A 14896-nucleotide genomic window follows, 5' to 3' on the forward strand; every position below is an offset into this window, starting at 1 on the left:
ACTTTTACACTCAGCCTCGGACACATTATCAGAGCACTGGGGTTAGATGATCGACGCCGCCTACATAATTGCCGCTTTTCTCGGTGGCGTAGCCGCCATGCTCGTGCGCCTGCCGCCGCTCGTCGGATTCCTGGCGGCCGGTTTCGTCCTCAATATGCTGGGCTACGAGTCGACACCACTGCTCACCACGATCGCCGACATCGGCGTGACCCTACTGCTGTTCAGCATTGGCTTGAAGCTCAACGTACGCCAGTTGCTCAAGAGTGAGGTGTGGGGCAGCGCCTCGTTACACATGCTCGGCTCCAGCCTGCTCTTCGTCCTCGTCCTCGGCGCGCTCAAGTGGCTGGGCCTGGGACTACTGGAGAAGACCAGCGCAGCCACACTGCTGATGCTGGGCTTCGCCCTCTCTTTTTCCAGCACGGTGTTCGTGGTCAAGGTGCTCGAGAAGCGCAGCGAGACCCAATCCGCACATGGCCGCCTGGCCATCGGCGTGCTGATCATGCAGGACGTGTTCGCCGTGGTGTTCATCTCGGCCTCGAGTGGCGAGCTGCCGAGCCCCTGGGCCCTCGGCTTGGTCCTGCTCATCCCGCTGGCCCCGCTTCTGCGCCAGACCCTGGACCGCTTCGGACACGGCGAGATGCAGATGCTGTTCGGCATGTTCCTGGCGCTGGTCCTGGGCTATGGCCTGTTCGACTTGCTGGGGCTCAAGGGAGACCTTGGTGCTCTGATCGTCGGCCTGCTGCTGGCGCCACACCCTGCCGCCGGTAACCTCTCACGCTCGATGTTCAACCTGAAGGAGCTGCTGTTGGTGGGCTTCTTCCTGAGCATCGGCTTTACCAGCACGCCGACTTGGGAGATGCTCGGTCTGGCGCTGCTGCTGGTGATTGCCCTGCCGTTGAAGAGCCTGCTCTACCAGGCGGTCTTCATGGTCTTTCCGATGCGTCACCGCACTTCGCTGCTGGCCACGCTGGCGCTCACCAATTACTCCGAGTTTGGCTTGATCGTGGGCGCCCTGGCCGTCGCCACCGGCTGGCTGACGGCAGAATGGCTGGTCGTACTGTCACTGGCGGTCGCTCTGAGCTTCGCCTGCTCCGCCGTGCTCAACGCGGTCAGCGAAAGCGCCTACCGTCGCCTGGAAGCGCTCTTGCCCACGGCACCGGCAGAGGCGTTGCCGACCCGCGAGCGGCCGATAGAGATAGGCGATGCCCAGGCGGTGGTGCTCGGCATGGGGCGAATCGGCCGCAGCGTCTACCGTCGGCTGCGCAAGCACTATGGCCTCAGGGTGCTGGGCATCGACAGCAACCCCAAGACCGTCACTGAGCTGAGCGAGCGCGACTTCAACCTGCTCGAAGGGGATGCGGTCGATTCAGAATTCTGGGATAAGTTGCTGATGTCGAGCGAGGTGCAGATGGTGGTCCTGGCCATGCCGCATCACTCGGGCAACCTCTTCGCCCTGCAGCAGCTCCGCAACCGGCAGTTTCCAGGTCGCATCACCGCCGTCGTCGAGTATCCCGAGGAGATCGAACCGATACGCGAGTTGGGGGCAAATGCGGTCTTTCATGTCTACGACGAGGCGGGGCGAGCCCTGGCAGACAGCGCCGCCGAAACCGCCGGCGTCGCGCCTGTGGCGCAGCAGATCGGCTGAAACGAGCTTCATCCATTGACGCGAGATTGTACATGCAAGATTTCTTTTCCTGGCTGGGCAAGACCCTGGGCGAGATCATCCGCTTCGTGGTCGACCTGCTGCTCGTCTTCTTCCAGAACCTGGGCGCCTCCGCCCGCGGCTTCTTCGACGGCCTGGCCAGCTCGCTTGGCATACCTGCCACCGTGGTCAGCCTGGCGGTGTTGCTGCTCGGGCTGTGGCTGCTCTATCTCGCCCTGCGTGCCCTGCTGCGCCGCAGCCTGTTCGCCACGCTGATCTGGGCGGTGCTCGGCGTGACGGTGCTTAGTTGGTTGATCTATTAAGCCCAGACAAAACGAAATGCCGCCCTTGGGGCGGCATTTCGTTTGATACAAGGAAAGGCGAAATACGCGATTATCATTTCCTCAGGCAAGGGCCTTTTCGATCACCTCGTATACATTCGGCGAGAGCTTCTCGGCGCGAATGCGTTCGAGCTCGCCCTTCATCAGCTCCTGGCGCGATTCGTCGAAGCGCTGCCAGCGGGTCAGCGGCGTGACCAAACGTGCGGCGATCTCGGGGTTGAGCCGGTTGAGCTCGATTACCACATCGGCGAGTAGACGGTAGCCTTCGCCATCGGCGCGGTGGAAGTTGATCCGGTTCTGGTTGGCGAAGGTGCCGATCAGTGCGCGAACCTTGTTGGGGTTCTTCAGCGAGAAGGCCGGATGCGCCATTAGATGCTTGACCCGGTCCAGCGCGTCCGGCTGAGGCCGGGTGACCTGAATGGCAAACCACTGGTCCATGACCAACGTATCGTGCGCCCACTTCTCACCGAAGGCACGCAGTGCAGGCGCCGCAAGGTCGTCACGGCTGCTGTGGGTCAGCAGCGTGAGCGCGTGCCGCACGTCGGTCATGTTGTGGTCGGCCTCGAACTGCCGACGAGCGATGTCGATGCCCTGCTCGTCCTCGATCGCCATCAGGTAGGAGAGCGCCACGTTCTTCAGGCTGCGACGGGCAATCTGATCGGGCTCGGGGGCATATGGTGCCTCGCTAACGTTCTCCTCGTAGACACGCAAGAAGTCGTCGCGCAGGGTCGCGGCCAGCGACTGCTTGACGAAATCACGTGCGGCGTGGATCGCCTCGACGTCGACCAGCGGCTGCTGCTCGGCGATGTAGGCCTCGCTGGGCAGCGTCAGCATCTCGGCCAATACCGCCTTGTCGTCGCTGCCACGTTCCAGCAGGGCACGGAAGGCCTCGACCACGCGCGTGTCCATGACCTTTTCGACGCCATTACGGTGGGCGGCAATCAGGTCATCCAGTGCCAGCATCGCCAGCCGCTGGCCGGCGTCCCAGCGATTGAAGCCGTCGGAGTCATTGGCGAGCAGGAAGGCCAGATCTTCGCGGCCGTAGGGGAAGCGCAGCTGAACCGGTGCCGAAAAGCCGCGCAGCAGCGAAGGTACCGGGGCCTCGGGCACATCGGTGAAGACGAAGGTCTGCTCCGCCTCGCGCAGGTGGATCACACCATCACTGCCGAGCGACTCCCCCTCCAGCGTCAGGGCAAGGTCGCGGCCTGTCTTGGTGCCCACCAATCCCAATCGAACGGGAATGTGCAGCGGCTGCTTCTCGGGCTGGCCGGGCGTGGCCGGCGTGCGCTGGCGTAGCGTCAGGTGATACTCGGCATTGGCGTAGTCGTATTCGCCGTAGGCATCGATCTCCGGCGTGCCGGCCTGGGAGTACCACAGCATGAACTGCGACAGGTCCTGGCCGGAGGCTTCGGCCATGCAGTCGACGAAGTCCTCGATAGTCACCGCCTGGCCGTCGAAGCGCTCGAAGTAGAGATCGCTGCCACGGCGGAAGGCCTCCCAGCCTACCAGGTTGCTCAGCATGCGGACCACTTCGGCGCCCTTCTCATAGATGGTCAGGGTATAGAAGTTGCCGATCTCGATGTAATGATCTGGGCGCACCGGATGAGCGGTGGGACCGGCATCCTCGGCGAACTGCGCGGTACGGAAGAAGGCGACATCCTCGATGCGCTTGACCGGAGCCGAGTTGACATCGGCGGAGAAGCACTGGTCGCGAAAGACAGTGAAACCCTCTTTGAGCGAGAGTTGAAACCAGTCGCGGCAGGTGACGCGATTGCCTGACCAGTTGTGGAAGTATTCATGGGCGACGATACCCTCGACCCGCTGGAAGGCAGCGTCCGTGGCGGTATGCGGGTGGGTCAGCACCGCCGCCGAGTTGAATATGTTGAGCCCCTTGTTCTCCATGGCGCCCATGTTGAAGTCGTTGACCGCCACGATCATGAACAGATCGAGATCGTACTCGCGACCATAGGTCTCTTCATCCCACTGCATGGCGCGCTTGAGCGAGGCCATGGCATGCTCGGTCTTGCCCAGGTTCTCCTCCTCGACCCATAGCTGCAGCGTGACCTCGCGTCCGCTCATGGTGACGAAGCGATCCTCGACCTTCTGCAGGTCGCCAGCCACCAGGGCGAACAGGTAGCTGGGCTTGGGGAAAGGGTCGCGCCAGGTGACGAAGTGACGCCCGCCGGGGAGCTCACCCCGCTCCAGCGGATTGCCGTTGGAGAGCAGCACCGGCAGGCTTGCCCTGTCGCCGATTACCGTGGTGGCAAAGGTCGCCATCACGTCCGGACGGTCCGGGTAGTAGGTAATACGACGGAAACCCTCGGCCTCGCACTGGGTACAGTACATGCCGTTGGAGAGATAGAGCCCTTCCAGCGCCGTGTTCTCGCTTGGCGCGATTTCCACCACCGTGTCCAGACGGAACTGGCGGGGTGGGTTGTACACGGTCAGCCCGGTGTCGCTGAGTGCGTATTCGTCGTTGGCCAGCGACTGTCCATCGATGGCGATGTGCTTGAGTGTCAGTTGCTCGCCATCGAGTTCCAGCGGCGCATCGTCCCCGCTCTGCGGATGGCGCTCCAGCTGCAGGCTCGCCTTGACCTGGGTCGCGGCGGGGTCCAGTTCGAAGGTCAGCTCGACATCGGTCACACGGTAGGCGGGCGGCCGGTAGTCGTGACGATGGATCGGCTTGGGTTCAGACATCGGGGAGACTCCTGTCCATGATCGATGCCCATTGTACGGTTGCCGACTCCCCAACCTCAAAGGCCGCTGTCGCTAACGCCGAACCAGACGTGCCATCGAGCCCGCTGCCACGCCCGCGGGCTCGGGTCGTGTGACGATCCACACCCCCAGCAGCGTCAGGCCCGCTACCAGCAAGAGCTTTAGCCAGACCAGGCTGAGGGTCACGAGGAGTACCATGATCGACAGGGACAGCATGATGCCGGCTACCCATTTGGCATGGCGTGGAATGGCGCGCTCACCCTCCCAGGCCAGCACGGTCGGACCAAAGCGGGGATGCTCGCGGATCCACATGGCGAAACGCGGCGAACCGCGCGATGCCGCCCATACCGCCAGCAGCATGAAGCAGGTCGTCGGCATCAACGGCATGAAAACGCCCACCACGCCGAGCGCGAAACTGACCCAGGCCAAGGCAAGGTAAAGGGCACGGCGAAGCGAATGCATTCAAGAACTCCCATTCAGGCTTTCCCTGCTGTGTTCATTGAAGCCCATCTCGCCGCGGCAGGCCAATCGACCATGCCTATGGCATCGTTAGAAAAGGAAAAAGCCCGCCCGAAGGCGAGCTGAGTGACGTGCACCACGCTTACTGGATGGGGATCTCCCGGCGATTTGATCGCACTTCGCCGCTGCGCGGCACCCTGATCTTGAGGATGCCATGGACGAAGGACGCCTGGATCTCCTCGCGCTGGGCGTCGGCAGGAAGGTCCAACACCCGGCGGAAACTGCCGTAGGATCGCTCTATGCGCTGGTAGCGGTCTTCCTGGGTGCTGCTCTCCTGCCGTTTCTCGCCTTCGACGATCAGGCGATTGTCGTCCAAGGTGAGCTTGATGTCCTTCTCTTCCACGCCAGGCACTTCGACGCTGATTACATACTCGTCATCGCGCTCGGCAATGTCGAGGCGGGGCCTCAGCAAGCTCGGCATCTCGCCGAAGCGACTCTCCAGGGCGGGCATGCCGAATTGACGCATGACGTCGTTCATCCAGCGATCGAGTTCCTGGTGCAAGCCGGCAAACGGCGTCAGCTCACCCTGTCGGGGCTCCACGGGTATCGGCGCCTCGGCATCACCGCGCTCGCTCTTGAACCAGTTCCACGGAGAAAGTTTCTGCAGGTTCATACGCCACCTCCTTTCGTGACAAGCCAATCTCGTGACAAGCCAACGTGACGCATCGGGCAGGCCACAGCGGCACTGCGCTTGCACAAAAAGGATGGTGGCGCCCAGCCACTTTTCAAGAGGAGTTCGACCGACTCTTGCGCTGGGTCAAATTTGCCATCGACTGAGGGGGAGCCGATGGCAAGCACAGCATGTCAGTCGCGGAAGTTATCGAACTGCAGCGCCAGGTCGGGGCCGCCTTCACCGCGCAACATGGCGATGACCTCCTGCAGGTCGTCGCGCTTCTTGCCGGTGACCCGCACCTTCTCACCCTGGATCTGGGCCTGGACCTTGAGCTTGCTGTCCTTGATCCGCTTGACGATGTCCTTGGCCTCCTTCTGCTCGAGCCCCTGCTTGAGCTTGACCTCCTGACGTGCCCGCACTCCGGAGAGTTCGGGCTCCTGCTCCTCCATGCAGCGGGCATCGATGCCTCGCGCGATAAGGCGATTACGCAGCACGTCGAGCATCTGCTTGAGCTGGAAGTCGACTTCGGCTTCGAGCAGTACCGTGTCGCCGTTCAGCTCGAAGCTAGCCTTGACGCCCTTGAAGTCGAAGCGACCCTGTATTTCACGGTTCGCCTGGTCGACGGCATTGCTGGCCTCGTGTTTGTCGTATTCGGAAACGATGTCGAAGGAAGGCATGGCGATGTCCTTGTTTGCCCAATCATGCCGGGAAGTCTACCAGCCCGGGTCGATCCCTGCGCGTCCGCGGTTGTCTGCCCCGTATGCAACCTCTCAAGTCAAGCCGATGCGGCAAGCGGCTTGCTCATCTGCCAGCCGGCACAGCCATCCTCGTAGTAGTCGTCGAGCCAGCGCTCCAGCCGAAAGCCCATGCGTCGATAGAGGCCCAGCGCGATGCGATTGTCCGCCCGCACCTCCAGCCCCAGCGCCTCGGCATTGTGGTGAATAGCGACCCGCTCCAGCGCCTCGAGCAGCTGACGCCCCAGCCCGCTGCCGCGGGCATCGGGATGCACGCAGAACGAGTAGAGCCGGGCACGACGGCTGCCGCGCCGGAATAACAGGGTGCCATAACCCATGAGCCGCTCCCCGTCGTCGGCAACGAGGGTTTCGGCATGAGCACGATTCAACAAGTGCCAGAGCTGTCGACGGCTGAAACGGTCACCGCTGAAGGCTACCTGCTCAAGGCGGTGGAGCGCATCCAGATCCTGCGGCTGGGCCTGGCGCAGAGTGGCGGTCATGGGTTCTCCGGAGCCGACGCTAGCAGCACGGATGCTGACGATAAAGGCGAACCGACGAGCATTGCCCCGTCGGAATCATGAAATCATTTCACCTGTCGAAGCGCTTGTCGACAGGAAGTTGCAGCGGCATGCTGGCCGCAACCTGCGCAATGTCGCGCCTAGCCCACCAAACGGATCTTGCCCATGTGCCCCTTGCGTATCGTCGTCGATCGACAGGAAGACTGGCGGCCCTACTATCCCTCCGAGGACCTTATCAGCGCCGACGATTTCCTGGCCCTGGACCGGCGCCATCGCAGCGCCCCCGACCAGGATCGCAGCACCCATGTGATCAATCTGTGCAGTGAGTTCGACTATCTAGGCACCGGCTATTACGTTTCGCTGCTTGCCCAGGCGCGCGGTCAGCGCGTCCTACCAAGCGTGGAAACCCTCAATGAGCTGTCGCGCAAGGCCCTGGTCGACCTGCAGTTGGATACGCTGGCTCCGTTGCTCGGTGAGCTGGCACGTCAGGGTCGCCTGGCGGGCGACAGTGTGACGCTGCGTGTTCTGTTCGGCGAGTGCCGCGAGCCCGAACTGGCAAGGCTCGCCCGCAAGCTTTTCGAGCGCCTGCCCTGTCCGTTGCTCGAGGCACGCCTGGTGCGCCGCCACGATCTATGGCGGCTGGCCCGGCTCAAGCCGATCCATCTTCGGGATCTCAGCTCCGACGAGCAGGACCTGTTCGCCTCCGCCCTCAATCGGCACTCGCGCAAGGTGTGGCGTACCCCAAAGGCACGTCGCCGCTACCGCTTCGACCTGGCGATCCTGGTCGATCCCAAGGAAGTCATGCCACCCAGCAACCGCAGCGCACTGAAGGCATTCATCCGTGCCGGCCGCAAGCTGGGTATCGACGTCTCACTGATAACCCGCCGCGATGCCGGGCGACTAGCGGAGTTCGACGGCCTGTTCATCCGCGAGACCACGGCGCTGGACCATCATACCTATCGCATGGCCCGGCTCGCCGAGCATGAAGGACTGGTCGTCATCGACTCGCCGCGTGACATCCTGCGCTGCACCAACAAGGTCTACCTGCATGCGCTATTGCGTGCTCGCGGGGTGCCGGCACCGGAAGGCGTGCTGCTGAAGCGACGCGATCGCCGGTCGCTGGCGGAGCGAATTGCCGGCCTGAGCTTCCCCATGGTGCTGAAGATACCCGACGGCGCTTTCTCACGCGGGATCGTCAAGATCGGCTCGCTTGAACAGCTCGAACTCGAAACCCGGCGCCTATTCGAGGATTCCGCCCTGCTATTGCTGCAGGAGTGGCTGCCGACCGAGTACGACTGGCGCATCGGCGTCTTGGATGGCCAGGTGCTGTTCGCCAGCCGGTACTACATGGCGCGAGGCCACTGGCAGATCTACGACCACTCCGGCGCCCGGGTCAAAAGCGGCGGCTTCACCACCCACGATCCGGCCGAGGTACCGCCCGCCGTGATCAAGGCGGCGCTGAAGGCCACCCGCCTGATCGGCAATGGACTCTACGGCGTCGACCTAAAGCAGGCCGGGGATCGCGTGGTTGTCATCGAGGTGAACGACAATCCCAACGTCGATGCCGGTATCGAGGACACCGTGCTGGGCCGCCAGCTCTACGAGCGCATCATGGGCATCTTCCTGTCTCGCATGGAAGCGCGCGTCTCGGCCAGATCGGCGGATGGATGAGGCGCAGAGGGAGCCGGCCGCCCTTCTTACCGAATAAAACAAATCGATTCATAAGGTTACCGCCTTACCTTCTACCATTGTCGCCAATAAGAGACATTCCAAGCCCTTGATCTACAAGGCTCAGGGGGCTTAGGCTCACATATGTCGCGAATCCGCGACGCTCTTCGGATGTCCGGCTCGCGACACTTCTTCCTAGATCACGCCAACTTACTGACAGCAAAAGAACTTTTCGAGTTGGCGTGAATGTTGCGTAGCACAAGGCACGCTAATTACACGAACCCGGCCCTGCACGCCATCGCCCGTCGGCCACTCCGGCACCGGCGCGATGGCGTTGATCGGATGACAGGGCATCATTGCAAGGAGCGACGACGATCATGAGGATTACCATCTTCGGTTCTGGCTACGTAGGACTGGTCACCGGTGCCTGCCTGGCCGATGTCGGCCATCGGGTCATGTGCGTGGATATCGACGAGGACAAGGTGGCTCGCTTGAACGCGGGTGAGGTTCCCATCTACGAGCCCGGCCTGGAGGAGCTGATCCGCAAGAACAAGAGCGCGGGACGACTCGAGTTCACCACCGACGCGGCCCAGGCGGTGGAGTTCGGCCTGCTCCAGTTCATTGCCGTGGGCACGCCGTCCGATGAGGATGGCAGTGCCGATCTCAAATACGTGCTGAAGGTCGCCGAGACCATCGGTCAGCACATGAACGACTACAAGATCGTCGTCGACAAGTCGACCGTGCCGGTGGGCACCGCCAGCAAGGTGGAGCGCACCGTGGCCGCGGAACTGGAAAAACGCGGCCTCGAGCTGGCGTTCGACGTTTGTTCAAATCCCGAGTTCCTCAAGGAAGGCGCCGCTATCGAGGACTTCTCACGCGGCTCGCGCATCATAGTCGGCACTGACTCGGAGCGGGTCAAAAAGGCCATGCAGGAATGCTACGGCCCCTACAATCGTCAACGCGACAAGCTCATGTTCATGGGCGTGCGCAGCGCCGAGCTGACCAAGTACGCCGCCAACGCCATGCTGGCGACCAAGATCAGCTTCATCAACGAAATCGCCAACCTCGCCGAGCGTCTCGGCGCCGACGTCGAGGAGGTCCGCCACGGCATCGGTTCCGATCCGCGTATCGGCTACAGCTTCATTTACCCCGGCTGCGGCTACGGCGGTTCCTGCTTCCCCAAGGACGTCAAGGCTCTGGCCCACACCGCCGAGGAGATCGGCCATCCCGCAGAGATGATCAAGGCCGTGGAGCGCGTCAACGGCCGGCAGAAGAACAAGCTGTTCGAGAAGCTCTGTCAGGCCTTCGATGGCCAGCTCGCCGGAAAGACCATCGCCGTCTGGGGGCTCGCCTTCAAGCCCAATACCGATGACATGCGTGAAGCCCCCAGCCGCGCCTTGATGGAAGCGCTGTGGGAGGCCGGTGCACGGGTTCAGGCCTATGACCCGGAGGCCGCCGACGAGTGCCGTCGCATCTACGGTGAGCGCGACGACCTGACGCTGAGCGAGCAGCGTGACGATACGCTGGAAGGGGCTCATGCCCTGGTCATCTGCACTGAATGGAAGGCCTTCCGCACCATCGATTTCTCCGAACTCTACGAGAAGCTCGAGGAGCCGGTGCTGGTCGACGGCCGCAACCTGTTCCAGCCCGATACCGTGAAGGCTGCCGGACTCGCCTACTATGGCATCGGACGAGGGGATTCCGTGCGGCCCGTGCTGGCCTGAGGAGAGACCATGTCTGCGACTCCCCGCGACCCGTCTACCGCCAGCCGAGTCACGGAGGTCACCACCTTCCTGTTCGGCTTGGCACTGATGGTGGTCATCCTCAGCGAGCTGCCGTCGGAGGTGTTCTCTCCAGAGTCGGAGAGCTTCATCTTCGTCATCGGCTGGATCGCCATGTGGCGCTACTCCTGGTGGGCCGTCCAGGCGGTCCGCTCGGTATGGTACAACCGCCGCGTCTTTCCGCAGATGCGGGCCGAGGCGGACGCGATCGGCGAGGAGGAGAAGCCGCCCGAGCTGTTCGTGCTGTGCACCTCGTTCCGGATCGAGCCGACGGTGAACTTCCAGGTCTACGACGCCCTGATTCGCGAGGCCCGGGATTACGGCGTGCCGACCACCATCTTCGCCTCCGTCTCGGACCGCACCGACGTGGATGTCATCACTCACGTGATGGATGACCACGGTTGGCCGAACAACGTCGAAGTGCGCTACATGTTTCAGAAAGGGGACGGCAAGCGCTCGGCCATGGCCGAGGTGCTGCGCGCGATCTCCCGGCGCCTGCCGGCGCCGGGGTCGCTACTGGTTTCGATGGATGGCGACATCCGGCTCGAACCGGGCACGCTGTCTCGCTCGCTCTCCTTCTTCCAATCGCAGGAGGATCTGGGCGCTCTGACCACCAACAACCGTGCCGAAGTGACCGGGAACGATGCTACCCGAGAGTGGTACGACCTGCGCTACGCACAGCGCCATCTGATGATGAGCTCGATGTCACTGTCACGCCGCCTGCTGGTGCTGACCGGTCGCTACAGCGTCTTTCGCGCCGATCTCGCAACCCAGCAGGACTTCATCGAGCTGATCGAGAGCGACCACGTCGAGCACTGGCGCTTCGGCAACTTCAAGTTTCTGTCAGGCGATGACAAGTCCTCCTGGTACTGGCTGCTGAAGAACGGCTGGCGAATGCTCTATATCCCCGACGTCTTCGTCACCGGGTTCGAGGAACTGCCCGACCGGCGCCGCTTCTTCGCTTCGACCACCGACCTGATGCGCCGCTGGTACGGCAACATGCTGCGCACCAGCAATCGCGCGATTGCTCTCGGGCCTCGCCCGATGGGCATGTTCACCTGGTGGAGCCTGGTGGACCAGCGCCTCTCGATGTGGACGACCCTGGTCGGACCCACGGTGGTGACGCTGGTCTCGCTGTTCGTGCGACCGTCGTTCTTCTTTGCCTATGTGCTGTGGATTCTTTTCACCCGCGGCATCGCCACCTCGATCCTCGCCTGGCAGCGCGGGCGCTTCAGCCTCTTGTGGATCCCGCTGATCTACTACAACCAGGTGTGGGGGGCGCTGCTGAAGACCTATGTCAGCTTCCGCTTCAACCGCCAGAAGTGGTCGCGGCAAGGCATCTCGGCAGGCGAGCCGGACGATCCTGTCGCAGCCAGAAGGCAGCGCCGCATGGGCCATGTGCTGCACGGCTTCGCCTATGGCGTCATGCTGTTCGGCCTGCTGCTGGCCACCGGTGTCATGGCGCCGCCGGATCGGGTCTCGCTGCACATCGCCCACAACGAGACCTGGGGCCACCAGGATCCCGAGCGGATCGACCGCTGGCTCGGCGCGGCCCTGAGCGACAAGAGAGGCGACTCGGTGCAGCTCCCTCCCGGCTACTTCCGACTCGAGGGAGAGTTGATCGAGACCCTTCAACAGAACACGCTGCCGAGCGACAAGCGGATCCACGGCAACCACGAAGCCACCACGCTGGCGGTCTCCCCTGCCGTGGCGAAACTGATGCAAGGCCCAGATGGCGCCCCCATCCAAGAGGCTGCCGAGTGCACCGTGGATGCGAACTGCCAACTGGCCCTTGGCGAACATGACCTGACCCTCGTCAACGTACGACTCAGGGTCGAGCCCACTGCACCGCCCGAAGTAGCAGTGGCCCAGCCCTGACGCAAGGAGCACCAACGGATGGCTGACAACTTTTTCAACGACGACTCCAAGCGGCACGAGCCTACCCTGGGAGGGAGCCGACCGAGCGGACAACCGGATACCCGCAGCGAGCCGAAAGACGCCGACCAGGGCAGCGAGCGGTTGACCCGGGGCGACCGGCTGCAGCACGAACGCCGCGACGAGCGAGGCTATATTCGCGTGACCCTGCCGTTTCGCGTCGACCTCGACGACAGCGACGCGGAGCTGAGCGGTAACGACGTGTCGCTGGGAGGTTTTTCCGCCCGCAGCTCGCGCCGCTTCGAGCCAGGCGAGCGCATCTCCGCCTCGCTGCTGATGATGGCTGGCGCGACCGAACTGATCGTTCCGCTGAAGGCGGAGTCCCTGCGCTCGGTCCCCGCGGAACAAGGCAGCGGCTACGACACCAGCTTCGAGATTACCGAGATCGAGCCGCAGCACCGCGAGCTACTGCGTCAGATCATTCGCAGTGCACTCAGTGGCCGTACCCCAAACGTGGAGGGTCTGATCGGCGGCGAGGACCCGCAGACCCCGCGCAAACGCCAGGCGGCGCGCCCTACCCCGCCATCCCGCCCGCCCAAGCCGATGGGGCGCTACATCCTGTTGTTCGCGGCCATCGGCCTGCTGGTTCTGGTGGGGGCCGCCACGGCCTATCGCAACTTCATGCTGATCGAACCGAGCTTCGCTGCCGTCACAGCGCCGCGCATCGACATCCGGGCCCCCGGACCAGGGATTCTCGGTGAACACGAGTTGACGGCCGGGGAGCAGGTCGAACGAGACCAGCTGCTGACCAAGGTGATCAACAGCGAGCTGGAATCGGACCTGATCCTGGCCGAGGCGGCGCTCGACTACAACAATCGCTTGATCGAGAACCTGCGCGAGCACATCCAGGGCGGCATGCAAGAGGTCAGCCTGGCCAACTCGGCACAACCCGCCAGCGGCGACACCATGACGTTCGAATCGGTCTCGCCGGAGATCGCCCAGGCCCGCGTCGAGCAGTTCGAGACCGTTCGCGATTACGAGAGCTCACGTATTGCCGCTCTCGAGGCGCGCATGGCCAGCAATGACATCTATAGCCCCTGCGACTGCCTGGTGGCCTGGGCCTTGAGCAGCGCTGACGGGGTCTACATCAACGAAAGCGAGCGGATCATGACTCTGATCCGCACCGACGAGGACGACGTGCTGGTCGAAGCTCTGGTGCACATGAATGACATCAGTCGCATCGAGCCCAACCAGCAGGCGTACGTGACCCTGGCCAACTCCAACCAGCCGATCCGAGCGCGGGTACGCAACGTCGCTCTGGACGTCGAGCGCCAGCCGCGCGCCGGCTTCCCCAGTTGGGTGCGCCAGCAGCAGAACGTGGCCAGTGTGCTGCTGGTTCCCGAGGAGCCGTTGCCGGCCGAGAGCGTCGGTCAGCCGGTGGACGTACGCTTTACCGAAGCGCCGCTGCTAGGGGCTGCCTCGGAGCGGATCTGGCAGGGGGTGCGCACCGTCATCCAGTTCGGTGACCAGATCTATCGTGCGGCCGTGGAAGACAGTGGAACCAACCTGGAGGAACCCGATGACACAAGCGATGAAGGCTGAACGCCACCAATCGCGCCCTGCCACCCGACACACGTGTCTGGTGGCAGGCGCGCTGACGCTGCTGCCGTTCGCCGCCGGTCACGCTGACGAGGCCGAGGATGCTCGCGTCAGCATTCCCCAGGTGACGCCCTGCTCGCAGCGCTACACATTGGCCGACACTCCCCGCCCCCCGTCAGCCGAGAACGGCCATGCCGCCGTGAGACAGGGCTTCGACACCACTCGCCACTGGGGAACCAAGGAGAACGTGGAGCGCTTGGATACCGGCCGTACCGGCATCGATGAACCTGGGCTGCGCGTGCACTACCCCGCCGGTAGCTCGTCGCCGGGCGACGATCCCCGCGGGGGGGCCGGCTTCTACAGCGCTCCCGCTTCGCTGCAGGGAGCCGAACGCGCCTGCTTGAGCTACATGGTCCGCTTCCCGTCCGACTTCGATTTCGTCAAGGGAGGCAAGCTCCCCGGGCTGTATGGCGGTGAGGCTCCCTCCGGCGGTGAGGACGTCAGCGGCAAGGAGGGCTTCTCGATGCGCCTGATGTGGCGCGAAGACGGCCAAGGGGAACTCTATCCCTACGTGGTGGGGTTCGAGGGTAAATCGGTGGGCCGCGGCTTCTGGCATTTTCCGGTCGGTCAGTGGGTTACCGTCGAGCAGGAAGTGGTGCTGAACGACCCCGAGCAGGAGAACGGCATCGCGAGACTATGGATCGATGGACGTCCGGTGCTGGAACAGCAGAACATCGTCTACCGCACCTCGCCTTCGGTCACCATCGATGGACTGATGTTTTCCACCTTCTTCGGCGGCAGCGGCGAAGGGTGGCGCACGCCCCGCGATCAGTACGCGGACTTTGCCGCCTTCCGCTTCTTCACACCGCAACCTTGACCCTTCCGCGTTCG

12 protein-coding genes are annotated in these 14896 nt (G+C 63.4%); 7 read left to right on the top strand and 5 right to left on the bottom strand.

Annotation, left to right across the window (positions count from 1 at the left end):
- The first annotated feature begins 46 nt into the window (after window positions 1-46).
- Window positions 47-1645: a cation:proton antiporter family protein gene (locus HNO53_RS15150; RefSeq protein ID WP_209473441.1), complete on the top strand. Its 1599-nt coding sequence runs from the start codon at window positions 47-49 to the stop codon at window positions 1643-1645.
- A gap of 32 nt (window positions 1646-1677) precedes the next feature.
- Window positions 1678-1965 carry a hypothetical protein gene (locus tag HNO53_RS15155; protein ID WP_209473442.1) on the top strand — a complete coding sequence of 96 codons (288 nt, stop codon included), beginning with the start codon at window positions 1678-1680 and terminating at the stop codon, window positions 1963-1965.
- An 81-nt stretch (window positions 1966-2046) separates the two neighbouring features.
- Here the strand turns inward: HNO53_RS15155 and pepN are convergent, their stop codons facing one another.
- The 5 genes from pepN to HNO53_RS15180 form a co-directional block, all read right to left on the bottom strand.
- Complete coding sequence (gene pepN, locus HNO53_RS15160) at window positions 2047-4680, bottom strand: aminopeptidase N (RefSeq protein WP_209473443.1); 2634 nt, start codon at window positions 4678-4680, stop codon at window positions 2047-2049.
- Between the two features lie 72 nt (window positions 4681-4752).
- The gene (locus tag HNO53_RS15165) at window positions 4753-5160 is read right to left on the bottom strand and encodes a YbaN family protein (RefSeq protein WP_209473444.1); all 408 of its coding nucleotides are present in this window, start codon (window positions 5158-5160) and stop codon (window positions 4753-4755) included.
- Between the two features lie 139 nt (window positions 5161-5299).
- The gene (locus HNO53_RS15170; protein ID WP_209473445.1) at window positions 5300-5830 is read right to left on the bottom strand and encodes an Hsp20/alpha crystallin family protein; all 531 of its coding nucleotides are present in this window, start codon (window positions 5828-5830) and stop codon (window positions 5300-5302) included.
- A gap of 191 nt (window positions 5831-6021) precedes the next feature.
- Complete coding sequence (locus HNO53_RS15175; protein ID WP_111413798.1) at window positions 6022-6507, bottom strand: YajQ family cyclic di-GMP-binding protein; 486 nt, start codon at window positions 6505-6507, stop codon at window positions 6022-6024.
- A 98-nt stretch (window positions 6508-6605) separates the two neighbouring features.
- Window positions 6606-7064 (bottom strand): GNAT family N-acetyltransferase, encoded by a 459-nt coding sequence (locus tag HNO53_RS15180; RefSeq protein WP_209473446.1) that lies wholly within the window; start codon window positions 7062-7064, stop codon window positions 6606-6608.
- 183 nt (window positions 7065-7247) lie between these two features.
- Between HNO53_RS15180 and HNO53_RS15185 the strand changes: the two genes are divergently transcribed.
- The 5 genes from HNO53_RS15185 (at window position 7248) to HNO53_RS15205 (ending at window position 14882) form a co-directional block, all read left to right on the top strand.
- Entirely contained in the window at window positions 7248-8753 is a 1506-nt protein-coding gene (locus HNO53_RS15185; RefSeq protein WP_209473447.1) for a RimK family protein, read from the top strand.
- 374 nt (window positions 8754-9127) lie between these two features.
- Window positions 9128-10474, top strand: coding sequence for a UDP-glucose dehydrogenase family protein (locus HNO53_RS15190; RefSeq protein WP_209473448.1), 1347 nt, complete (start codon window positions 9128-9130; stop codon window positions 10472-10474).
- Between the two features lie 9 nt (window positions 10475-10483).
- Entirely contained in the window at window positions 10484-12409 is a 1926-nt protein-coding gene (locus HNO53_RS15195; RefSeq protein WP_209473449.1) for a glycosyltransferase, read from the top strand.
- A gap of 18 nt (window positions 12410-12427) precedes the next feature.
- Window positions 12428-14008 (top strand): PilZ domain-containing protein, encoded by a 1581-nt coding sequence (locus HNO53_RS15200; protein WP_209473450.1) that lies wholly within the window; start codon window positions 12428-12430, stop codon window positions 14006-14008.
- A complete protein-coding gene (locus tag HNO53_RS15205; protein ID WP_242597438.1) occupies window positions 13986-14882 on the top strand; it encodes a polysaccharide lyase in 897 nt (298 codons plus the stop codon). Before HNO53_RS15200 ends, HNO53_RS15205 begins: the two co-directional genes overlap by 23 nt.
- Window positions 14883-14896 lie beyond the last annotated feature (14 nt).

It is taken from the genome of Billgrantia antri (genome assembly GCF_017868935.1).
Lineage (GTDB): Bacteria > Pseudomonadota > Gammaproteobacteria > Pseudomonadales > Halomonadaceae > Halomonas > Halomonas antri.

Bases quoted from the DNA above. Each gene is read 5' to 3' on its own strand.
- HNO53_RS15150 (WP_209473441.1), top strand. From the start codon at position 47: ATGATCGACGCCGCCTACATAATTGCCGCTTTTCTCGGTGGCGTAGCC.
- HNO53_RS15155 (WP_209473442.1), top strand. From the start codon at position 1,678: ATGCAAGATTTCTTTTCCTGGCTGGGCAAGACCCTGGGCGAGATCATC.
- pepN (WP_209473443.1), bottom strand. From the start codon at position 4,680: ATGTCTGAACCCAAGCCGATCCATCGTCACGACTACCGGCCGCCCGCC.
- HNO53_RS15165 (WP_209473444.1), bottom strand. From the start codon at position 5,160: ATGCATTCGCTTCGCCGTGCCCTTTACCTTGCCTTGGCCTGGGTCAGT.
- HNO53_RS15170 (WP_209473445.1), bottom strand. From the start codon at position 5,830: ATGAACCTGCAGAAACTTTCTCCGTGGAACTGGTTCAAGAGCGAGCGC.
- HNO53_RS15175 (WP_111413798.1), bottom strand. From the start codon at position 6,507: ATGCCTTCCTTCGACATCGTTTCCGAATACGACAAACACGAGGCCAGC.
- HNO53_RS15180 (WP_209473446.1), bottom strand. From the start codon at position 7,064: ATGACCGCCACTCTGCGCCAGGCCCAGCCGCAGGATCTGGATGCGCTC.
- HNO53_RS15185 (WP_209473447.1), top strand. From the start codon at position 7,248: ATGTGCCCCTTGCGTATCGTCGTCGATCGACAGGAAGACTGGCGGCCC.
- HNO53_RS15190 (WP_209473448.1), top strand. From the start codon at position 9,128: ATGAGGATTACCATCTTCGGTTCTGGCTACGTAGGACTGGTCACCGGT.
- HNO53_RS15195 (WP_209473449.1), top strand. From the start codon at position 10,484: ATGTCTGCGACTCCCCGCGACCCGTCTACCGCCAGCCGAGTCACGGAG.
- HNO53_RS15200 (WP_209473450.1), top strand. From the start codon at position 12,428: ATGGCTGACAACTTTTTCAACGACGACTCCAAGCGGCACGAGCCTACC.
- HNO53_RS15205 (WP_242597438.1), top strand. From the start codon at position 13,986: ATGACACAAGCGATGAAGGCTGAACGCCACCAATCGCGCCCTGCCACC.